Annotated in this window: 23 protein-coding genes; 12 read left to right on the top strand and 11 right to left on the bottom strand. The window is 59.9% G+C overall.

What is annotated here, in order from left to right:
• The first annotated feature begins 69 nt into the window (after positions 1-69).
• The 7 genes from K3J57_RS01535 to yihA all read left to right on the top strand — a co-directional run bounded on the left by K3J57_RS01535 (position 70) and on the right by yihA (position 6,593).
• The gene (locus tag K3J57_RS01535) at positions 70-294 is read left to right on the top strand and encodes a hypothetical protein (RefSeq protein WP_055188007.1); all 225 of its coding nucleotides are present in this window, start codon (positions 70-72) and stop codon (positions 292-294) included.
• Positions 295-480: 186 nt separating this feature from the next.
• Positions 481-717: a hypothetical protein gene (locus K3J57_RS01530; protein ID WP_259773894.1), complete on the top strand. Its 237-nt coding sequence runs from the start codon at positions 481-483 to the stop codon at positions 715-717.
• A 76-nt stretch (positions 718-793) separates the two neighbouring features.
• A complete protein-coding gene (gene ttcA / locus K3J57_RS01525) occupies positions 794-1,639 on the top strand; it encodes a tRNA 2-thiocytidine(32) synthetase TtcA (RefSeq protein WP_259786097.1) in 846 nt (281 codons plus the stop codon).
• A 158-nt stretch (positions 1,640-1,797) separates the two neighbouring features.
• Positions 1,798-3,282, top strand: a complete 1,485-nt coding sequence (locus K3J57_RS01520) for a putative bifunctional diguanylate cyclase/phosphodiesterase (RefSeq protein ID WP_259776515.1) — start codon at positions 1,798-1,800, stop codon at positions 3,280-3,282.
• A gap of 94 nt (positions 3,283-3,376) precedes the next feature.
• Positions 3,377-5,188 (top strand): membrane protein insertase YidC, encoded by a 1,812-nt coding sequence (gene yidC / locus K3J57_RS01515; RefSeq protein WP_259793533.1) that lies wholly within the window; start codon positions 3,377-3,379, stop codon positions 5,186-5,188.
• Positions 5,185-5,943 carry an MOSC domain-containing protein gene (locus K3J57_RS01510; protein WP_259796786.1) on the top strand — a complete coding sequence of 253 codons (759 nt, stop codon included), beginning with the start codon at positions 5,185-5,187 and terminating at the stop codon, positions 5,941-5,943. The genes yidC and K3J57_RS01510 overlap by 4 nt, the downstream gene beginning before the upstream one ends.
• A complete protein-coding gene (yihA, locus tag K3J57_RS01505) occupies positions 5,940-6,593 on the top strand; it encodes a ribosome biogenesis GTP-binding protein YihA/YsxC (protein WP_055187997.1) in 654 nt (217 codons plus the stop codon). The genes K3J57_RS01510 and yihA overlap by 4 nt, the downstream gene beginning before the upstream one ends.
• A 196-nt stretch (positions 6,594-6,789) precedes the next feature.
• Here yihA and K3J57_RS01500 read toward each other — a convergent pair whose 3' ends face one another.
• Positions 6,790-7,524 carry an SDR family NAD(P)-dependent oxidoreductase gene (locus tag K3J57_RS01500; protein WP_259796785.1) on the bottom strand — a complete coding sequence of 245 codons (735 nt, stop codon included), beginning with the start codon at positions 7,522-7,524 and terminating at the stop codon, positions 6,790-6,792.
• 121 nt (positions 7,525-7,645) lie between these two features.
• Between K3J57_RS01500 and argB the strand changes: the two genes are divergently transcribed.
• The 5 genes from argB (at position 7,646) to K3J57_RS01475 (ending at position 10,985) form a co-directional block, all read left to right on the top strand.
• On the top strand, positions 7,646-8,506 hold the full coding sequence (gene argB, locus K3J57_RS01495) for an acetylglutamate kinase (RefSeq protein WP_173485824.1): 861 nt from the start codon (positions 7,646-7,648) through the stop codon (positions 8,504-8,506).
• A gap of 153 nt (positions 8,507-8,659) precedes the next feature.
• Positions 8,660-9,454: a sterol desaturase family protein gene (locus K3J57_RS01490; protein WP_259796784.1), complete on the top strand. Its 795-nt coding sequence runs from the start codon at positions 8,660-8,662 to the stop codon at positions 9,452-9,454.
• Positions 9,451-10,074: a ferredoxin gene (locus K3J57_RS01485; RefSeq protein ID WP_259796782.1), complete on the top strand. Its 624-nt coding sequence runs from the start codon at positions 9,451-9,453 to the stop codon at positions 10,072-10,074. The genes K3J57_RS01490 and K3J57_RS01485 overlap by 4 nt, the downstream gene beginning before the upstream one ends.
• Entirely contained in the window at positions 10,071-10,574 is a 504-nt protein-coding gene (locus tag K3J57_RS01480) for a SixA phosphatase family protein (protein WP_173485827.1), read from the top strand. The genes K3J57_RS01485 and K3J57_RS01480 overlap by 4 nt, the downstream gene beginning before the upstream one ends.
• Positions 10,575-10,616: 42 nt before the next feature.
• Positions 10,617-10,985, top strand: coding sequence for a GFA family protein (locus K3J57_RS01475; RefSeq protein ID WP_259793528.1), 369 nt, complete (start codon positions 10,617-10,619; stop codon positions 10,983-10,985).
• 494 nt (positions 10,986-11,479) lie between these two features.
• Here the strand turns inward: K3J57_RS01475 and K3J57_RS01470 are convergent, their stop codons facing one another.
• The 10 genes from K3J57_RS01470 to K3J57_RS01425 all read right to left on the bottom strand — a co-directional run bounded on the left by K3J57_RS01470 (position 11,480) and on the right by K3J57_RS01425 (position 21,513).
• Positions 11,480-12,265: an amino acid ABC transporter ATP-binding protein gene (locus K3J57_RS01470; RefSeq protein WP_055187982.1), complete on the bottom strand. Its 786-nt coding sequence runs from the start codon at positions 12,263-12,265 to the stop codon at positions 11,480-11,482.
• A gap of 11 nt (positions 12,266-12,276) precedes the next feature.
• On the bottom strand, positions 12,277-13,746 hold the full coding sequence (locus K3J57_RS01465; protein WP_259796780.1) for an amino acid ABC transporter permease: 1,470 nt from the start codon (positions 13,744-13,746) through the stop codon (positions 12,277-12,279).
• A 1-nt stretch (position 13,747) separates the two neighbouring features.
• Positions 13,748-15,013: an amino acid ABC transporter permease gene (locus K3J57_RS01460; protein ID WP_259796777.1), complete on the bottom strand. Its 1,266-nt coding sequence runs from the start codon at positions 15,011-15,013 to the stop codon at positions 13,748-13,750.
• Between the two features lie 122 nt (positions 15,014-15,135).
• On the bottom strand, positions 15,136-16,155 hold the full coding sequence (locus tag K3J57_RS01455) for an amino acid ABC transporter substrate-binding protein (RefSeq protein ID WP_259778587.1): 1,020 nt from the start codon (positions 16,153-16,155) through the stop codon (positions 15,136-15,138).
• 235 nt (positions 16,156-16,390) lie between these two features.
• On the bottom strand, positions 16,391-17,101 hold the full coding sequence (locus tag K3J57_RS01450) for an ATP12 family chaperone protein (RefSeq protein WP_259796776.1): 711 nt from the start codon (positions 17,099-17,101) through the stop codon (positions 16,391-16,393).
• Entirely contained in the window at positions 17,098-17,781 is a 684-nt protein-coding gene (locus K3J57_RS01445) for an HAD-IA family hydrolase (protein WP_259796774.1), read from the bottom strand. The genes K3J57_RS01450 and K3J57_RS01445 overlap by 4 nt, the downstream gene beginning before the upstream one ends.
• Positions 17,782-17,979: 198 nt before the next feature.
• Entirely contained in the window at positions 17,980-19,035 is a 1,056-nt protein-coding gene (locus tag K3J57_RS01440) for an RluA family pseudouridine synthase (RefSeq protein ID WP_259796773.1), read from the bottom strand.
• Positions 19,032-19,409: a fluoride efflux transporter CrcB gene (crcB, locus tag K3J57_RS01435; RefSeq protein WP_173485835.1), complete on the bottom strand. Its 378-nt coding sequence runs from the start codon at positions 19,407-19,409 to the stop codon at positions 19,032-19,034. The genes K3J57_RS01440 and crcB overlap by 4 nt, the downstream gene beginning before the upstream one ends.
• 66 nt (positions 19,410-19,475) lie before the next feature.
• Positions 19,476-20,099: a cytochrome b/b6 domain-containing protein gene (locus tag K3J57_RS01430; protein WP_259797712.1), complete on the bottom strand. Its 624-nt coding sequence runs from the start codon at positions 20,097-20,099 to the stop codon at positions 19,476-19,478.
• A 70-nt stretch (positions 20,100-20,169) separates the two neighbouring features.
• Positions 20,170-21,513 carry a replication-associated recombination protein A gene (locus K3J57_RS01425; RefSeq protein ID WP_259796771.1) on the bottom strand — a complete coding sequence of 448 codons (1,344 nt, stop codon included), beginning with the start codon at positions 21,511-21,513 and terminating at the stop codon, positions 20,170-20,172.
• Positions 21,514-21,549: the final 36 nt, after the last annotated feature.

The following is a 21,549-nucleotide window of genomic DNA, read 5'->3' as shown; positions in this document are numbered from 1 at the left end:
CATGGCGATCCAAGCCCCCTTGGCGCCATGTCCAAACCAAGGGACCCGGCACCAGCCGGTCATAAAACCATGATGGACAGTAATTTTCACACCGGAGCGATCCGGCTTCAGGACCTGATTGACGATCTCGTCACCGAACATGGCGCCGGACGCGTCACACGCGTGCTGGTGACGAACCTGCTTGCACGGCTGCGTAAGCGGCCACGCGGAGAGGAACTCAGCAACCACCTGCGTCGCGACGTGGGTCTGCCGCCACATGACCCGCCCCCAGGGTTTCGAGATCTCATGATGTAATCCACAGGGGCAAAATGCCCCTGCCCTCGCAATCCCCACTCTCCGGCACGGTTTCCACTGTGCCGGCCGATGGCTTGCGGCCTGAGAACCGTTTTCATCACCAGCCCTGCCCCCTTCCGCTTGAGCTGAAGGGGACTTGAGGTCGCAAGCTGCCCACGAATCATCCCCATGAACAAGGAATATGACATGACCACCTCTCCCAACTTACCGCGCCGCCAGGGCAACCCGATGGCACAGGTCATCGCCGCGCTGATCAAACGCCACGGTCGCTGGCGTGTTCTGCGCGCGGCCCTGTTTGCAGGCGCGCCCCTGCCGCGTCGCCATCGCCAGGCGCCGCGCTCATCCCACCTTGCCAAGGACATGGGCCTGCCTGAGGTAAAGGACCTTTATCCGCCCGCATCCGGAAGGGATGTTTTCTGGTGACCCCGCGGGGCGAGACCACCTGGTGTCGCCCCCGATCCCCCTTGTTTCCCTGCGCAAAAGCCCCTAAAGGCGGGGCATGACTGATACGCTTGATGACATCCACCCGCTTTTTGCCGGCGCCCCTTCCACCACCGAATTCAAGAAGCTGCGCAAGCGGATCATTCGCAATGTGCGCGAAGCGATCGACCAGTATGGCATGGTGGAGCGCGGGGCCAAATGGCTGGTCTGCCTGTCCGGCGGCAAGGACAGCTATACGATGCTGGCCGCGCTTTACGAGTTGAAATGGCGCGGCGTTCTGCCGGTGGAGCTTCTGGCGTGCAATCTGGATCAGGGACAGCCGAATTTTCCGGCCACGGTGCTGCCGGAATTCCTTGCTAAAATGGATGTCCCCCATCGCATCGAATACGAAGACACCTTCTCGATCGTGATGGACAAGATCCCGCAGGGACGCACATTCTGCTCACTCTGTTCGCGGCTGAGGCGCGGAAACCTCTACCGGATCGCGCGGGAGGAGGGATGTTCCGCCGTGGTGCTGGGCCATCATCGCGACGACATTCTGGAAACGTTTTTCATGAACCTCTTTCATGGTGGACGGCTTGCAACCATGCCGCCCAAACTGGTCAATGAAGAGGGCGATCTGTTTGTCTACCGTCCCTTGGCCCATGTGGCAGAAGAAGACTGCGAAAAATTCGCCACCCAGATGAACTACCCAATCATCCCGTGTGACCTCTGCGGATCGCAGGACGGGTTGCAGCGCCAGCAGGTTAAGGGAATCATTGATCAGTGGGAGAAGAATTTCCCCGGACGCCGCCAGATCATGTTCAAAGCCCTGATGAACACGCGCCCGAGCCACCTACTGGACCCGCAATTGTTCGATTTTGCGGGGCTTTCGCGAAACCTGCCGGATAACATTGAAAATTAGACCTAAATTTTGCCAGGCCATTAACGTTCAGTTGACTTCAAGTGCCTACTTTATCCGTGTCGGGGCAGTTTCGCCTCGCGCAAAGAGGATGAAGACGTATGGCTGCCTCCGGCAACTCAAATTGGTTCCATAATGTAAAACAAGCTGCACGCACGGCGATGCTCGGACCTCAACTGGCCGCCTTTCTGCCCGCAGTGGCCCTCGGTGCGTTCTGGTTCGGAGGGGAAGGGCTTCTGGTCCTTTTTGCAGTGATTTTTCCCAGCCTTCTTCTTCTGATGGGGATTGTGACCCAACCGGCGCCAAGCGTGAATGCGGGCCCAACCGATACAATCACCAACCTGCCGGTGCGGGACCGGCTGATCAAATCCCTCGACCATGCCCTGAGCAATGAAAATATCCCGGACAAGGCCTGTGTCGTCGTTGAGGTGGATGATTTCGACAATGCGCGGAAAAACCTTGGCGACGCCTTAGCAGAACGGTTGCTGCAAGCCTGTAGCGAACGCATTGTTGGTGTTCTGCGCAGCACTGATATGCTGGCCTATCTCGGCAATGCGCGCTTTGGCATGTGTCTGGACAAATCCCGCCGGGTTGATCTGGAGACTCTCATCCAGCTTTCAGGCCGCCTGCAAGCCGCATTTGACACGCCATTTCTCATCGAGAATGTTCAGGTTCATTGCACGCTGTCCGTGGGGTTCGCACTGCCCTCCCGCGCGCCGAAACGCAGCGGAGAATCCATTCTGAATGCGGCGGAAAGCGCCCTGCAGGAGGCCATTTTCTCGGGCCCAGGATCAATCCGCGCCTTCACCAAGGGCGATCGCGCACGCGTCGCTGGATCAGAACACTCGGTGAAAGAAATCCTGACGGCACTCAATGAAGGGCAGATCGTCCCGTGGTTCCAGCCCCAGTTGTCAACCGACACCGGCGAATTGTCCGGGTTTGAAGCCCTTGCACGCTGGAACCACCCCGATAAGGGACTGATTGCCCCCTGTGCTTTCCTTCCCGCACTGGTTCAGGCAGGCTTGTCCGAACGCCTCGGCGAAGTCATGCTCTACCATTCCCTGACCGCACTCAAAGATTGGGACAAGCTGGGCATTCGCGTCCCGTCGATTTCCGTCAATTTTTCCGCCGACGAGCTACGTAACCCGCGGCTTTTCGAAAAGGTGAAATGGGAACTGGACCGCTTTGATCTGGAACCCAGCCGCCTGACCGTCGAAATCCTCGAAACGGTTGTGGCCCAAACCGACGACGACATAACCTCCCACAATATCGCTTCATTCTCCAAATTGGGATGCGGGGTGGATCTGGATGATTTTGGAACCGGACATGCCTCCATTTCCAGCATTCGCCGCTTTGACGTTAGCCGGATCAAGATTGACCGCTCATTCGTAACGCATGTTGATACTGATCGGGATCAGCAAAGCATGATTGCCGCCATCCTCACCATGTCGGAACGCCTTGGTCTGGAGGCAATTGCGGAAGGTGTCGAGACCCACGGAGAGCATGCAATGCTCGCTCAACTCGGCTGTGCCCATGTCCAGGGCTATTCAATTGCAAAACCCATGCCCTTTGACGCGACAATCGGGTGGCTGCAAACTTTGGAGGAAAAGGTGGCCGCATCAACAATCTTGCCCAAGCGCGCTTAGCTATTCCTTGGCATCAGGCCGGAAAACTGCTTGACCTTTTGCTTCAAGCCCGCTTGAACCACTCTGACCTAATATTACAAGAGCGGTGGGCTTTATGGACGACCAGAACAAGAACCTGATCCTGGCAACAGTACTCAGCTTTCTCGTGATCACCGGATGGCTGATCATGTTCCCTCCGGCCGACCCTGAACCCACCATCGACACCCAGCCACAGGCCGCATCTGAACTGTCGCCCCCCGCCACCCCTTCTTCCGTGGAGGACGCAACTGCGCCGGGGAAAACCACTCAGGACGTCACCGATCAGCTTGCGGAAGTTGCCAGGGTAAATATCGACACGCCCAACCTGGAAGGATCAATCTCTCTTCTGGGCGGGCGACTGGATGATCTACGTCTGAAATCCTACCACACGGAGCTGTCGAAGGAGAGCCCGATCGTGACCCTTCTGCGTCCGACCGGAGACGCAGGTGCTTACTACGCGCTTTACGGATGGACCCCGGGTGGACAAACCGCACCTGAAGACGTTCCCGGCCCCTCCACAATCTGGAACGTGGAAAGCGGAAACAAGCTCACAGTCGACACCCCGGTTACGCTGCGGTGGGAGAATGGTAAGGGCCTGATCTTCCGACGCACAGTGGCGGTTGATGACAAATACATGTTTACGGTTACGCAGACCGTGGAAAATACAGGCTCGGTTCCCAGTCGCGTCGCCCCATATGGCATGCTGGCGCGCCATGGCGAGCCGCAGGATCTGAAAGGGTTCTTCATTCTCCACGAAGGGATCGTTAGCCAAACTGATTCTGAGTTGCTTGAAACCGACTACAGCGATGTCACCGACCTGGATTTTGATCCTCGCGAAGGGGCGCGTGCCGAACTTGTCGAAGTCACGGAAAATGGCTGGATCGGGTTTACCGATCACTACTGGATGACCACGCTCATCCCGGCGTCAGGTCAATCCTTTACCTCGGCCACGCGCTATGCCGAGAAATCGGATATCTATCAGACACAGGTTCGCCTGCCTGTCATGGAGGTGGCGCCCGGGACAACCGCTTCGGTGGAAACCCGCCTGTTTGCCGGTGCCAAAGAGTGGGAAACCATCCGGAATTATCAGAATGAAGAGGGTATTTACCGTTTCCTCGACTCCATCGACTGGGGGTGGTTCTTCTTCCTGACCAAACCGATCTTTGCCCTTCTGCACTGGCTGAATGGCGTCATCGGCAATATGGGCTGGGCCATTATCGGCCTGACTCTGGTGATCAAGGCCGTGTTGTTCCCGCTTGCGTATAAGTCTTATGTCTCCATGGCAAAGATGAAAGAGCTTCAGCCTGAGATGGAGAAGCTCAAGGAACGCGCTGGCGATGATCGCCAGAAGGTTCAGCAGGGCATGATGGAGCTTTACAAGCGCGAAAAGGTCAATCCGGCCTCTGGTTGCTTGCCGATCCTGCTGCAAATTCCGATCTTCTTCTCGCTTTACAAAGTGATTTTTGTCACGCTTGAACTGCGCCATGCTGCATGGATTGGCTGGATCCACGACCTTTCCGCACCGGATCCCACGTCCATTCTGAACCTGTTTGGGCTGCTTCCCTTCGCAGCACCCGGTCCCGACAGCCTGTTGGCCATCATCTCTCTGGGCATCTTGCCGATCTTGCTGGGGATCTCGATGTGGTTGCAACAAAAGCTGAACCCGGCACCCACCGACCAGACACAGGCGATGATTTTTGCCTGGATGCCCTGGGTGTTCATGTTCATGCTGGGCGGATTTGCCTCGGGCCTCGTGCTCTACTGGATCGCCAACAACACGATCACATTTACCCAGCAATATCTGATCATGCGCAGCCACGGGCACAAACCGGATGTGCTGGGCAATGTTCTGAAAAGCTTTAAGCGCCGGGCAAAGGACGCCGGATGACCGGGCACATTGCCCAAATCTGGCGCCACCCGATCAAGGCACATGGGCGTGAAGCAATGGTAAAAGCGCGGCTCGAACCGGGTCGCGCTTTGCCTTTTGATCGGCAATGGGGGGTGCTCCATGAGGCCGCCAGACTGGCGCAAAATGCAGATGGTTGGGAGGAATGCCGCAACTTCTCGCGCGGCGCCGGGGTGCCCCTGCTGCAAGCCATGGAAGCCCATTTCGACCTGCCGACCGGAACCGTGACCCTGACCCATCCGAAGATGCCCGGCCTGACGATCAACCCGGACAAACCAGAAGATCAAACGCGGTTTATCAAATGGGTTCAACAGCTTACCCCGGAGGGGCGGCCAAAACCGACACGGGTCATCAAGGCAAAGAACGCAATGACAGACAGTCAAACCGTGTCACTTTCGCTGATGAACCTGGCCAGCCACCAGGCAATTTGCAGCCGGATCGGGCGCGAGTTGTCGCCGCTGCGCTGGCGAGGTAACTTGTTGGTATCTGGCCTTTTCCCTTGGGAAGAACGTGGCTGGGTTGGCAAACATATTCGCATCGGCAATGCCGAATTTTACATCCGCAAGGAAATCACCCGCTGCCGCATGACCGAAGCCAGCACACGCACCGGAGAGCGGGATGCCAACACTCTTGGCGCGCTGCGCGATGGCTGGGGCATCCAGGAAATGGGGGTTCATGCGGTGGTGACCAAGGGCGGTGAGATCACCGTGGACGACAAGATCGAGGTTCTGGAATGACACAACTGCCTTTTCCAATGGCCGAGGAGCCGGATGAGTTGATGCGCGAACGGGGGCGCAAGCTTTTTGCGGGTCAGACCGAGTTTCTGAAAGGCGTGGTGGCCATGTCCGGCCTGCCCGACCCGGACCGGCTTGAGGTCTGCTTTGCAGGCCGCTCAAATGTTGGAAAATCTAGCCTTATCAATGCCTTGACTGGTCGCGTCAAGCTGGCGCGCGCCTCCAACACACCCGGTCGCACGCAGGAAATCAACTTTTTCACCACCACGGACGGCCCCTATCTGGTTGACCTTCCAGGCTATGGATTTGCCAATGCGCCGGTGGCTGTGGTCGAAAAGTGGCAGCGCCTGCTGAAATCCTATCTGTCGGGACGGGCCAACCTGCGTCGAGCCTTTGTATTGATCGATTCACGGCATGGCGTAAAGAAGGTCGATGATGAGATTATGACCCTTCTCGACAAATCTGCCGTTACTTTTCAAGTGGTTATGACCAAGGCCGACAAGGTGAAGGAGAAGGATCGCGCCAAGGTGCTGGAACAGGTTCGCAAGGCCCTGTCGAAACATCCCGCCGCCTATCCCGAACTGGTCCTGACTTCATCGGAAAAAGGGGACGGCATTGCCACCCTGCGCGCGATCATTGCGGGGCTCGACTGAGCCCGCACTGAGCGTCGTTTTGATCAGAAAAAACCAGTTGGTTCTGAGGCAACGCTCCGAACGGCACCGGCGGCAAAACTTTAAAGTTTTTGCATTCCCAAAAGGGGAAAGTTGCAACTTTCACCGGGTCAGAATCGAAAAGTTTAAAGTTTTTCCTCCTCAAACCTGTCCCGGTAAGAGCTGTCACACGGCCTGATCAGACATGCTGGGCGCCGTTCACCTCGATCTCGGTGCCGGAGATATAGGAGCTGGCATCGGAGCAGAGGAAGTAGATCGCATTCGCCACCTCATCGGGTTGGCCCAGTCGCCGCATCGGCAGTTGCTCGACAATCTTCTCCGTGCCCGGCGAGAGGATCGCGGTTTCCACTTCTCCCGGCGCAATGGCATTTACGCGCACACCGAGCGGGCCAAAGTCATGGGCCATTTCGCGGGTGAGTGCGGCCAGCGCGGCCTTGGAGGTGGCGTAGGCGGCACCGGCAAAGGGGTGCACGCGCGAACCGGCAATCGAGGTGACATTGACCACCGCGCCCCCGGCCGCGGCAAGCTCCTCTTTCAGCCCGCGCGCAAGCACCACTGAGGCGAAGAAATTCACATGAAACACTTTCCCCCAGTCCAGCAAGTCAGTGTTGAGCGTGCTGAGCCGCGCCCCCCCCGGACCCTTGGGGGAAATGCCTGCATTGTTCACCAGCGCATCCAGCCGACCGTTCAGTTTTTCCTGAATCAAGCCCACCGCATTGATGGTGTCAGCCGGATCCGAGAGGTCGATGACCACATGGTTTTCGCGCCCCCCGCCCCAGGGGCATTCCTCGGGGAAAGGTTGGCGGGAACAGGTGATCACCCGCCAGCCTTCGCGGTTGAACTTGCGCACGGTGGCATGGCCGATGCCGCGGCTGGCCCCGGTCAGAAGCAGGGTTTTACGGTCGTCACTCATCGGGAACTCCTTAAGGGGCATGGGGGAATTGCGCCCACCCTATCAGGGACACGGAAAGGCGCAATGCCTCTTGGCAGCGGGGCGCGGAGGGCTTAACACAAAAGGGAATGAGGACAGTAGGATGAAGACCCAGAATATGAACCGCGATTGGATCGCCACCGCCCGCACGCTTTCTCAGGCCCTGCCCTATCTGCAACGATATGCGGGCGCCACGGTTGTCATCAAATTTGGCGGCAATGCCATGGGCAGCGACGAGGAGATGGCCAGTTTTGCCCGCGACATCGTGCTGATGCGCCATGTGGGGGTGAACCCGGTGGTGGTGCATGGCGGCGGGCCGATGATCAATGCGATGCTCGAGAAGCTGGATATCAAAAGCGACTGGGTGAACGGCAAACGGGTGACCGATGCAGCCACGGTGGAAGTGGTCGAAATGGTGCTGTCTGGTGTTGTGAACAAGCGCATTGTGCAGGCGATCAATGCGGAAGGTGGCAAGGCGGTTGGCCTGTCGGGCAAGGATGCGGGGCTGGTGACATGTGATCAGACCAACCCGGATCTTGGGTTTGTCGGCACACCTTCCGAGGTGGATGCCACGATTTTACGTGACCTCGCGTCGGCAGAGACGATCCCGGTGATCGCGCCTTTGGGAGCGGGCCGGAATGGCGAAACCTTCAACATTAACGGCGACACGATGGCAGGGGCAATTGCGGCGGCGCTGAAGGCGGACCGGCTTTTGCTTTTGACCGATATCGAGGGGGTGAAGGGCGCAGATGGGGAGGTTCTGACCGAACTGACTGCGGATCACATTCGCGAGTTGATTGCCGAAGGGGTGATCGCGGGGGGGATGATCCCCAAGACGGAAACGGCCCTGGCGGCTGTCGAGGGCGGTGTGCGCGCTGTGGTCATTCTGGATGGGCGCGCCCCGAATGCCTGTCTGCTGGAACTGTATACCGATCATGGTGCGGGGTCGATGATCCGGGCGTGATTGCGGGAAAGACGCGGGAAAAGGGGCGCTGCCCCTCGGGCTTTGCCCTCACCCCGGAGTATTTTGCCAAGAAGAAAGCGGGCGCGGGGCGTGGGGGCCATCTGTCGCGGCAATGTGACTTGTCACCGCGCGGGGACGGCGTAGGGTTGCGGCATGGAATATGAAGCCCTGATACGACTGACCGCCTTTCTTGGCCTTTTTGCGCTGTTTACCGGCATCGAAACCCTGGTTCCGCGACGCAAGCGGGTTCAGACGCGGGCGCGGCGCTGGACCACCAATTTTCTGATCATCGTGATAGATGCGCTGACGGTGCGGGCCATGGCAGTTTTTTTGCCACTTCTGGCGGTCGGGGCGGCCCTGGACGCGGCGGCAAATGGCTGGGGGCTTCTGAACTGGCTGGCGCTTCCGGGGGGCGTTTCGGTTTTGCTCGCGGTGCTGATCCTGGATTTTGCGATCTGGTTCCAGCACATGGTGTTTCACAAGGTTCCTGTGTTGTGGCGGCTGCATCGGGTGCATCACGCGGATCGTGATATTGATGTGTCCACGGCGCTCAGGTTTCATCCGGTCGAAATTGCCGCGTCGATGGTGATCAAAATCGGGGTTGTGTATCTGATTGGTGCCCCGGCCTGGGGGGTGGTGCTGTTTGAGGTGATCCTGAATGGGTCCGCCATGTTCAACCATGCGAATATGCGCCTGCCGCTGGCGGTGGACCGGGTGGTGCGGTGGGGATTGGTGACGCCGGACATGCACCGGGTGCATCATTCCGTGCATCGCCATGAGGCGGACAGCAATTATGGGTTCTGCCTGTCGATCTGGGATCGTATCTTCGGGACCTATACGGACCAACCGCAGGACGGCCATGACAAGATGACCATCGGGCTAGAGTGGCAGGACGACCGTCCAGCACAGTTGGGGTGGAGCCTGATGCTCCCGTTTCGGGACAAATGAGCTGGGCGCCTGCCGCCGAAGAGATGCAGCTGGAAGTGTTCGGGATGCTGCACGATGCGGGGGAGACGATCGTTCTTCTTGGTCCACGTGAGCCGGGGTTCTGGGCGCGGTTTTCCTCTTCTCCCGAGTATCTGGACGGGGCGCCAGATCCATTGGATCGCTGGTCAAAGCGCATGATCGGGGAGCTGGCGCAGGCCTGGGGCGGACAGGCGGTTTTCCCCTCGGACGGCCCCCCTTACCCGCCCTTTTTCCGCTGGGCGCAGGAAAGCGGGCGCGCCTGGCCTTCGCCTGTCACCCTGCTGGTGCATGAGCGGGCCGGTCTTTGGGTCAGTTTTCGCGGTGCCATTCGACTTGCCGGGGAGCGCCCCTTGCCCAGGCCCGCTGCCTCCGGCTCTCCCTGCCAGACATGCCCTGCCCCCTGCACAACCGCCTGCCCGGTCGCGGCCCTGACCCAGGACGGCTATGACCTGCCGCGGTGCCATGCCTATCTCGACACGGAGGCGGGAAAAACCTGCCTTGAAGGGGGATGTATGGTGCGAGTTGTTTGCCCTTTGTCACAAAACTATGGCAGGTTGCGTGAACAATCCCACTTCCACATGAAAGCGTTTCATCCCCAATGACCCTGACCCTGATCCTGACCCGCCACGCGAAATCAAGCTGGAGCGATCCCAGTCTGGACGATCATGAGCGCCCGCTCAACAAACGCGGCGAAGCGTCGGCCAAGGCCATCGGGCGCTGGCTGGCCGAACGCGGGCATATCCCGGATCAGGTGCTGAGTTCCAACGCGAAACGCACGCGCGAAACCTGGGCCTATATCGCGGATAAACTGGTGGGCGGACCCGAGGCCGAATATCGCGAAAGCCTGTATCTGGCGGACCCGGACCAGATGCTGGAAGAGCTGAAGGGGGCCCGCGGCCAGACCGTAATGATGATTGCCCACAATCCCGGCACAGCCTATCTCGCCCGGCGGCTGGTGGCCACACCCCCTGCCCATGAGCGGTTTCACCATTACCCGACCACCGCCACCGCGGTGATCCGGTTTGACGTGGACAGCTGGTCGGATGTGACCTGGCACAGTGGCACGGTGGATGGGTTCGTGGTGCCGCGAGATCTGATCTAAGCGCTTCAGAATACCGGGCCTGTCGCCAGAAAGGAGACCCAGATGGACACTCACTCCGGCGGCTGCCTCTGTGGCAAAATCCGTTTCACGGCAACCGGAAGCCCCCTTCGAGTGGGCATCTGCCATTGCCTTGACTGCCGCAAGCATCACGGCGCGCTCTTCTATGCAGCGGCCGTTTTCCACCAAGATGCGGTACAGATTGATGGGCAAACCAACACCTATCAGGGGCGGCATTTCTGCCCCACCTGCGGCTCCTCGGTCTTTGCAAGAACGGGCGATGAGATAGAGCTTCACCTCGGCGCACTGGATCAGCCCAGCCAGTTCACACCAGATTACGAGCTTTGGACAGATCGGCGGGAGAACTGGTTGCCGGCGTTTCCCGGCGTAACGTCTTCCCTGCGCAATCGGTAAAGCGTTTCGGGATAAACTTGAGACACATGTTTATTCCGAAACGCCCACGACATTGATATCTCTCACCGCATTTCGGTTTTGCCCTGTGTCAGGTAAAAACCGAAGCGCTTTAAGGAGACAAGTCAGTGGAGGCTTGGGGGGAGGGGCGCTGCCCCTCGCCTCTCCGAGGCTCACCCCGAGGTATTTTTGGCAAGAAAAAGAGGGCCCGAAGCCCCCTCTTCCTCCAAGAGATCCTGTCTCTTTTCCTTGCACGGTCATCGGCGCCTCCGCCTGTACCGTATGATCATGCTGGCAGATTTTGGTTAATGCTTGATTTCTTTTTCTTGCACCAAATACCTCCGCCGGAGGCAAGAAAATTGCCGAGCGAAGCGAGGCTACCCCGCCCCGCAAAGAGGCCGCCGCAGGCGGATGATGGCGGGGCGGAACACTCCCGGTCAAAAGAAAACGCCCCGGCGACACAGGCCGGGGCGTTTCATTTCTCATTTCAGCGATGATCAGAGGATCTGGCTGAGGAACAGTTTGGTGCGTTCCGATTGCGGGTTGTTGAAGAACTCTTCTGGTTCGTTCTGTTCCACGATCTGGCCCGCATCCATGAAGATCACGCGGTTGGCGACCTCTTTGGCAAAGCCCATTTCGTGGGTCACGCAGAGCATGGTCATGCCCTCTTCGGCCAGTTCCACCATGGTTTCCAGCACTTCCTTGATCATCTCAGGGTCGAGCGCCGAGGTGGGTTCGTCAAACAGCATGATGCGCGGCATCATGCACAGCGAGCGGGCGATGGCCACACGCTGCTGCTGACCACCCGACAACATGCCCGGATATTTATGGGCCTGATCGGGGATTTTCACCTTTTCAAGGAAATGCATCGCGCGCTCTTCGGCCTCTTTCCGGGGCGTTTTGCGCACCCAGATCGGGGCCAGCGTGCAGTTTTCCAGGATGGTCAGATGTGGGAAGAGGTTGAAGTGCTGAAAGCACATGCCCACCTCTGAGCGCACCTTATCGACGTTTTTCAGGTCCGAGGTGAGCTCGGTCCCGTCCACGATGATCTGCCCTTCCTGGTGTTCTTCCAGGCGGTTGATGCAGCGAATCAGGGTCGATTTGCCCGACCCTGACGGCCCCGCGATCACGATCCGCTCGCCCTGATAGACGGTCAGATCAATGTCGCGCAGCACGTGGAAAGCACCATACCACTTGTTCATGCCGCGGATTTCAATGGCAACCTCATCGGACACTTTCATGGCCGATCGGTCAGCGTGACGGTCGAGAGTAATAGAAGACATTACTTACTCCTTTAACGGTGGTCCGTGCGCAGACGACGTTCGAGATACATCGAATAGCGCGACATGGAGAAACAGAAGACGAAGAACAGGATGGCGATGAAGCCGTAAAGCTCCCACACCAGACCAATCCAGTTCGCATCTGCACGGATCGAGTTCGACAGACCCAGCGGGTCAAGAAGGCCGATGATCGACACCAGCGTCGTGTCCTTGAAGACGCCGATGAAGGTCGACACGATGCCCGGGATCGAGATCTTGAGGGCCTGCGGCATGATGATCAGCCGTTGTGCCTTCCAGTAATCCAGACCCAGCGCATCTGCGGCCTCATACTGACCGCGCGGCAGCGCCGCGAGACCGCCCCGGATCACCTCGGCCATATAGGCAGAGGCAAACAGGGTGACCATGATCAGAACCCGCAGGATGATGTCGAAATCCGTCCCCGGCGGCAAGAAGATGTTCAGAAGCGTCGAGGCCACGAACAGGAGGGTGATCAGCGGCACGCCGCGGATGAACTCGATGAACCCCACGCAGAGGGTTTTCACGATGAACAGATCCGACTGACGCCCAAGGGCCAGAACGATGCCGATTGGCAGCGAGCACCCGATGGCCACCACACCGATGGTGATGGACAGCATGAAGCCACCAAAGTCACGGCTGACCACTTTGACCAGATCCAGCGGAATGATCGCAGCCATCGCGTTGCCAAAAGGCATCGCCATGAACAGCCACCAGCCCAGCACAACAAGCACTGACAGGATCAACCCGGTCAGGCTGCCCAGGGCGGCCGCCAGATATTTGTAGGCAAAGAAGCCAATGACAAATCCAAGGGCTGCCGCGATTGGCAGCCACAGGCTACCCCCCCACAGGAGCCACGGTGTGAGGAAGGGGAAGATCGCGGTGAAAATGAGCGGATTGGGCAGGCGTTTCGCCCCCGCTTCAATCTCGGCCGCGCGGGCATCCTTGTCGGTCGACAGCGCCTTGTAGCCAATGATGGCACCGGTGGCGAGCAGGGCCAGACCGGCAATCCCGCCAGCCAGACCACCAAGGTAAAGCGCCGCAATGCCAAGAACGACACAGAGAAGCACCCAGTTCATCCGGCGCGAGATCATCGAAAACAGCACCGGCGTCACCGCCACGAACAGAAGCGCAAAGGCCAGGATCGGGCGCCAGTATTCTGCAGGCGGGTAGAACCCGAACAGAAGCTGCACCCAGCGTTCCTTGATCACGCCCCAACAGGCGACATGACCGCCCCCGGTCAGTTCACGACAATGATTGACCGAGGTGCCGGACCAGGTGGGCGCAATTGCCCAGCCCAGCAAGGCCGAGATAATCCAGACCACAAAGGTCAAAGACACAATCGACAGGATGGAATTCAGAACCGAGCTGAACAGGTTGGCCCGCATCCAGCCGATCACCCCGACAGAGGAGGCGGGCGGCGCACGTTCGGGCAACATTTCAGAGCGGACATAAGACATATCGGACATATCAGCGCTCCTTCAGCTTCACGGATTCATTGTACCAGTTCATCACCGCCGAAATGGTCAGCGAGATGGCGAGGTAGACCAGCATCAACAGAAGAACCGTCTCAAGCTCGCGCCCGGTCTGGTTCATGGTGATGCCACCCAATGTGCCCGTAATGTCCATGTATCCCACCGCAATCGCCAGCGACGAGTTCTTGGTGAGGTTCAGGTAGTTCGAAATCAGCGGCGGGATGATCACGCGCAGCGCCTGCGGCAGGATCACCAGGTTCATGGTCCGGTTCGGACGCAGCCCCAGTGCACTTGCGGCTTCGGTCTGGCCTTTCGACACGGCCAGAATACCGGCCCGCACGATTTCCGCGATGAAGGCCGCCGTGTAGAGCGACAATGCCAGCCACAGGGCAATCAGCGAGTTGCGCATATAGATGCCACCCTTGAAGTTGAAGCCCTTCAACTCAGGATATCCAAGGTGGAAGCCCAGCATCACCAGAACAGTGATGGTTGGCACAAACACCACCCCCAGACGCCAATACCAGGTGGTCGGGCGATCACCGGTCGCTTCCTGAATGCGATCTGCGCGGCGTTTGATGCGCGACGAGACAAACAATCCGCCGATGAACACTGCAGCCAGCACAATCAGATCGATGCTGATGTCAAAGCGCAGGCTGGACGCGCCAAACAGGTGGATATTGCCCAGCGTGTTGTGAAACAGCGGTTCAGGGATATAGATGCCCCGGTTGGTCAACGCCACGCTGTCAAACAGCGACATGGTTGCCTCACCGCTTTTGAACGCCCGCGGCGCCGGAAGGGTTTCGATCAGGATCGCCATGGTGAACACGATCCACAGCAGGACCGGCACGTTGCGGAAACCCTCAACATAAACCGCCGACAGGCGCGAGACGATCCAGTTGGGCGACAGGCGCAGAACGCCGATGACAACCCCAAGGATCGTGGCCGTGATACAGCCCAGCACCGCCACCAGCAGCGTGTTGAGAAGCCCCATCAGGGCCGCGCGCAAATGGGTATCGCGGTTGGTATATTCCAGCAGGCGCTGGTTGATGTCATAGCCAGCCGGCTCGCCCAGAAAACGGAAGCTGGGCTCTTTGCCGAGGTCCGCAAGGTTGCTGGCGGTGTTTGAAAACAGCCAACCCAGAAGGGTCAGGAAGCCAATCAGCGCGATGATCTGGATCGTCATCGAACGGTATCGGCTGTCATATAGCAGCATGGACAGGCGGAAAGACGCCTGAGGCTGCAGGTCAGGTGTAGTGGTCATTTGGGACATCCCCGTTGCCTCTGGCGATTATCTTGAAGGGCGCGTCTTTTGCGCGCGGGCCAGAGTGCAGTCGATTGAGAGGGAAAAAGGGCGCGGTTTCCCACGCCCTTTTTCGGGTGTTATTAACGGAAGGGCGGCGAGTAGATCAGGCCGCCATCACGCCACTGTGCGTTCAGGCCACGCGCCAGACCAATCGGGGTGTCTTCGCCGATGTTCTTGGCAAAGACTTCGCCGTAGTTGCCAACCGATGCAATGGCGCGGCGCGCCCAGTCAGCGTCAAGGCCGAGCATCTCGCCCAGGCTACCTTCGGTGCCCAGCAGACGGTTGATTTCCGGGTTGTCGCCAGCAGCGGCCGACAGTTCAGCCACGTTGGTCGAGGTGATGCCGAACTCTTCTGCGGTGATCAGCGCGTTCAGCGTCCAGCGCACCACGTCACCCCATTCGTTGTCGCCGTGGCGGACCAGCGGGCCCAGCGGCTCTTTCGAGATGATTTCCGGCAGGATGATCGACGAGGTCGGATCTTCGAAGGTCGAACGGGCAGCAGCCAGACCCGACGCGTCGGTGGTGTAAACGTCACAGGAACGTGCGTTATACTGTTGCAGCGCTTCGGCCTGGGTTTCGATCGGCACCGGTTCATAGGTCATGTTGTTGGCCCGGAAGAAATCGGCCAGGTTCAGCTCGGTGGTGGTGCCGGTCTGAATGCAGACGGTGGCGCCATCAAGCTCCTTGGCCGAGCTTACGCCCAGATCCTTGTTCACCATGAAACCCTGACCGTCATAGTAGTTCACGCCAATAAAGGTGAACTTCAGGTCCGCGTCACGCGACAGCGTCCAGGTGGTGTTGCGCGCCAGCATGTCGATCTCGCCTGAGGCAAGAGCGGTAAAGCGGGTTTTGCCGGTGGTCGGCACAAATTCCACAGCATCCGAATCGCCCAGAACCGCGGCAGCCACCGCGCGACAGACCGAAACGTCAAAGCCTTCCCAACGACCGTTTGCATCCGGCGCAGCGAAGCCCGGAACGCCAGTTGCCACGCCACAGTTCAGCTTGCCGCGGGCCTTGACGTCATCAAGGGTTGCTGCGGCAGAAGCGCCAGCGGCGAGACCGGCGACGGTCAGCGCGCCAAGAAATACGGTTTTTTTCATGTTTACCTCTTCCTGATTTTCACCCCTTTTGCGGGGCGCATTTTTACGGTCTTTGCGACCGTGGGTATGTTTGCGAAAGGGCACTCCCCCTCTCAGCGTGGGGAGAGTTTGGGCGAATTCATCAGTTTTCGTCAAGGGTTACATCGAAAATATGGATGGGTGACCCAGGGGAAGGCGACAAATTCTGTCAGGCGCTAACGCAACGGTTGCGGGCATTTCCGTCAAGGTGACGGATTTATCCGGCGCAATGTCGGAAAAACCGCGAAGCATGGAGGAATTCACCACGTTTGATGTCAGCCTGCGCCGTGGCCTCTTCATCTTCGCCCCATTGTTCTTCTTGCCATTTTTCATCCAGACGGGACAGGTTCCACGCCTCTTCCGCCTCCAGATGTCCCTCGGTGACCGCAAATGCCAGCACAAGTGAGCCGGAAATACCGACAAGATCGTGAAAGGCCGCCAGCTCAAACGGGGTAAACCGGTGCACCCGCCCGGTCAGACGCGCGATGGCGGCCGCATCCTGGGGGGCGTGAATCACCCCGGAAACCGGCGTGAGTCGCGCCTCAAGCGCGGTTGCGGCCCAGTCCAGAACCGGGTCCCATTTTGCCGCCTGACGGTCGATCAGTTCCTGCGGGTGGGTGGCGCGGTAGCAGAGCAGATCACTGTCACCATAGGCCGCCAGCATATCGGCCACCTCGGCAAATTGCGTGGCCACCTTGTCGATGGCCGAGTTGGCGGTGCGGGTGACCGGCATGGTGTTGGGGTCGATCTTGTCCCCCTGCGCGTCCCATTCATCCGCGATCGCCTCGGCCATCACGCGGGTTGGCACGACGAAAGGGGTTTTGGCCGGGGTCTTGATGGCACGCCCGTCAAGGATGACGGAAAACCCGCCCTCGACCTCTGCCACCTCGGTCTGTTTCCAAAAACGTTTCGCAGCCCAACCGCTCATTCCATCCCCCATAATGTCTCAAGCGCCGGTATCAGCGCCTCGTAACTGTCGATCAGCAGATCCGCACCCGCCGCCAGCAATTGTTGCGTATCATGATAGCCCCAGGTCACACCGATCGTGCGGAAACCGGCGGCAACCCCCATGGAGATATCAAATGTGGTGTCACCAATCATCACCGCCCGCTGCGCATCGGCCCCGGTCTCGGCCAGGGTGGCGTGCAGCATCGACGGGTGCGGTTTTGACGGGTGCGTGTCGGCGGTCTGGCTGGTCAGGAAGAAATGCCCGATATCATGCGCCTGATAGGCGTGATCCAGACCACGCTTTGCCTTGCCGGTGGCGACCCCAAGCAGCACCTCGTCGCGCGCATGCAACTGTTCCAGCGCCGCGCGGGCACCGGGATACATCGGCGCGGCAGCCTCGCCGCCTTTTTCCGCGCGCAGCTTGACGAACATGTCCTTGTAGCCCTCGGCGGCGCGGGTGACCTCGGCCTCGGGCATGTCCGGCACCAGCGTGGCAATCGCCTCTTGCAGCGACAGGCCGACAATCGACAGGATTTCCTGCCGGGTCGGGATCGCCACGCCCATATCCGCAAATGAGCGCGACATCGCTTCGACAATTACGTCCTGACTGTCGATCAGCGTGCCATCCACATCAAAGACGACGAGTTTCAGGTCAGACATGTTGGTCCTCCACACGGCGCCCGACCCTGGGTGGGCGCATCATGTCGTCCATGAGAGGGGCACAGGTCCCATCCGGCAAAGCGGTCATATATGCAGCGACAGCAGAAATGCGCCCTCCCGGGGGGAGGGTCGGGCGCCGTGTGGCTTCGCCCCACGCGGTGCGCTCATCTCTTGAGCCGTCTGTGAAGGTCATCCCGCTCACATCGCCTCAAACGGGTCATCGGCGGCAAGGTCCGGGGTCCAGCCCAGCGTGTCAAAGGTCTGCGCCATATGATCCGGCAGGTCTGCGGTCACGGTGATCGGTTTCTTGGTCACCGGATGCTGAAAGCTCATCGAGCGCGCGTGCAGGTGCAGTTTTTTCGAGATCACCCCGCCCATCATCGCGCCCCAGCCATCGCCAAGGTTTTCCTGTCCAGAGCCGCCATATTTGCCATCGCCAATGATCGGGTGGCCAATTTCGGCCATATGGGCGCGCAGCTGGTGGGTGCGGCCGGTGATCGGCTCCATCGCCACCCAGGCGGCACGGGACGCCACGCGAAACAGCGTGGCATACAGCGTGTGCGCGCGTTTGGCACCGGGGGTGGACGACATGTCGCGCGGATGCACGGCGTGCATTTTCTCGCCCTGACCGGACCCGCCACCGCCGGCCTTGACCAGACCAAAGCGGATCTCGCCCAGATAGGGCACAGGCACGCCAGCCACCACCGCCCAGTAAATCTTGCGGGTTTCCTTGTGGCGGATCGCAGCGGTCAGCCCCGAGGCCGCCGCCTGCGTGCGCGCCAGAAGCAGCACACCCGAGGTGTCCTTATCCAGCCGATGCACCAGGCGTGGCTTTTCCTCATAGTCGAACTTCAGCGCTTCCGCGAGCCCATCCACATGGCGTTTCTGTTTCGACCCGCCTTGTGTGGGCAGGCCGGGCGGCTTGTTGATCGCCAGAATATGGTCATCGCGATAGATCACGCAGGACTGGATCATCTTCGCGTCGGCATCACTCACCTTGGGTTTCGCCTTGGGCTGGGCGGCGGGACGCGCGTCGCCCTCTTCCGGCAATGGCAGCGGCGGGATGCGCACCTCCGTGCCCGGCCCCACGCGGGTCGAGGGTTTGGCCTTGGCGCCATCCACGCGGAACTCGCCCTTGCGGCAGCCCTTTTCGATCCGCCCCTGCCCCACATGGGGAAAGAGCCGCTTGACCCAGCGATCCAGACGCTGCTCGGCCTCGCCCGGGCCGATGGTGATCTTCTGCACGCCGCTCATGCCAGCACCATACGGGTGGCAAAGACCCCCGCCACAATCGCCGCCAGAGACAGGCCGACCGAGGCCAGCACATAGCCCAGCGCCAGCCCGTGTTCGCCGCGTTCATAGAGCGTCAGCGCGTCGAGTGAGAATGCCGAGAAGGTGGTGAAGCCGCCAAGCACGCCGGTCATCAGGAAAGGTGCCAGATGCTGGCCCCCTTTCTTGGCAATAGTTACCATCAGCACGCCCATCAGGAACGAGCCCAGCACGTTCACCACCATGGTGCCCGAAGGAAAACCCGGCCCAAAGGCGCGCATTGCACCGACATTGGTCAGATAGCGCATGGAGGCGCCGATTGCCCCGCCAAGGGCCACTTGCAGAAGATGTGTCATCATGGGGCCTGACTGCGCCGCCCGGCCCCTATTGTCAAGCGTTAGGGGGGATTGGGCCGCGCGCGGGGCTCACTCGGCCGGGGCGCTGTCCTCCTCGCGCACCGCTTTTTTGCCGGTGAGCATCGGGCGCACCAGATCCTCGCGCTTCCAGATCCGGTAAAACAGAACCGCCCCCACATGCAGGCCGACAATCACCGCCAGCAGGGTCGACAGCCGATGATGCCAGCCATTGGCCCAGCGGGCGGTTTCAAACTCAACCAGACCGGCGAGCGGCCCGACATTCAGGTAATCATCCGGGTCGGAAAACAAGCCGGAGGCCACCTGCAGCCCCACGAGGCCCAGCAGCGCAAATACGGACAGCGCGCCAAGCGGGTTGTGGCCGGGCCAATAGCTTGGCTGCCGCATGGGCAAGCGCGTCAGGTAACGCAATGTGGTCGCAGGACCAAACAGGAAGTGGGTAAACCGGGCGGGGGCCGGCCCAACCAGCCCCCAGATCAGGCGAAACACCAGAAGGCCAATCACCAGATAGCCCACGTAGTAATGCACTGTCATGACCGCCGGGCCCCATTTGCCCAAGCCCCATGCCAGAAGGACCGCCCCGGCAAAAAGCCAGTGGAACACACGCAGCGCCGGATCCCAGATCCGCCGCCAAACAATACCCTCGGGCAGTGTGTCTGGGGTTACGGGCTTCATCACGCGATACTCCTTACTTTCTGGCCTTGTTTTCCGGTCAAACCTGTCCCGGGGTCGCGGGGCGGCGCCCCTAGTCCCGGTTTCGCTTGCCCCGCAGCTTGGCAAAATAATCGGACCGGCGCTTGAGTTCACGTTCAAACCCGCGCTCGACCGGCAGGTAATAGACCCCTCGCTTCATCCCATCCGGGAAATAGTTCTGGCCCGAAAACCCGTCCGGCGCGTCGTGATCATATTCATAGCCCGCCCCATAACCCTGATCTTCCATCAGCGCGGTTGGCGCATTGAGGATGTGTTTCGGGGGAGGTTCCGAGCCGGTTTTCTTCGCCGCCCGGCGCGCCGCCTTGATGCCCACATAGACCGCATTGGATTTCGGGGCGAGGGCCAGATAGACGGCGGCATTGGCCAGCGCCAGCTCTCCCTCGGGGCTGCCCAGACGCTCATAGGTCTGCCAGGCATTCAGGCAGACGGTGTTGGCCTGCGGATCGGCAAGCCCGATATCCTCGATCGACATCATGGTCAGGCGGCGGGCCAGAAACCGCGGATCTTCGCCGCCTTCCAGCATCCGGGCCAGCCAATAAAGCGCCGCATCCGGGTCGGATCCGCGAATGGATTTGTGCAGGGCGGAAATCAGGTTGTAATGTTCATCGCCGGATTTGTCATAGATGGCGGCGCGTTTCATCAGGCGCTTTGACAGTTGATCTGTGCTGAGCTTGTCGCCCTCGGCGGGCAACCTCCAGGCCATCACCTGTTCAATCAGGTTCAAAAGCGCCCGCCCGTCCCCGTCGGCCATTTCCAAAAGCGCCTCACGCGCAGGCCCGTCCAACGGCAACGCGCGATCCAGCTCTTTCTCCGCCCGTTGCGCCAGCCGCTCCAGATCAGCCAGCGTCAGCCGGGTCAGCACCAGCACCTGTGACCGTGACAGGACAGCGGCATTGAGTTCGAAGGACGGGTTTTCCGTGGTGGCCCCGACCAGCAGGATCGTGCCATCCTCCATATGCGGTAGGAACCCGTCCTGCTGCGCTTTGTTGAAGCGGTGAATTTCATCGACAAAAAGCAGCGTGCCCTGCCCGTTCTGGCGCCGGATCTTTGCCGCCTCGAACACTTTGCGCAGCTCAGGCACGCCAGAGAAAATTGCGCTGATCTGGACGAAATGCAGGTTGGTCTCATGGGCCAGCAGCCGCGCAATGGTGGTTTTGCCCACGCCGGGCGGGCCCCAAAGGATCAGCGACCCCAGCGCCTGTGCCGCCAGCATCACCCCCAGCGGGGCCTCTGGTCCCAGCACCTGCTCCTGCCCGATCACCTCACCCAAAGATCGCGGACGCAGCCGGTCCGCCAGCGGGCGCGGCGCAAGGGTTTCGGGCTGCGCGGAGGGGGGCGCATCTGGATCGGAAGGCGTGTCGAAAAGGTCGCTCATAGGGTGAGACTATGCCCCCCATGCAGGTGAGAAAAG

It is taken from the genome of Aliiroseovarius crassostreae (assembly GCF_025137635.1).
Lineage (GTDB): Bacteria > Pseudomonadota > Alphaproteobacteria > Rhodobacterales > Rhodobacteraceae > Aliiroseovarius > Aliiroseovarius crassostreae.
Note: the sequence above shows the minus strand (reverse complement) of the source record. Positions and strands in the feature narration are given on the sequence as shown.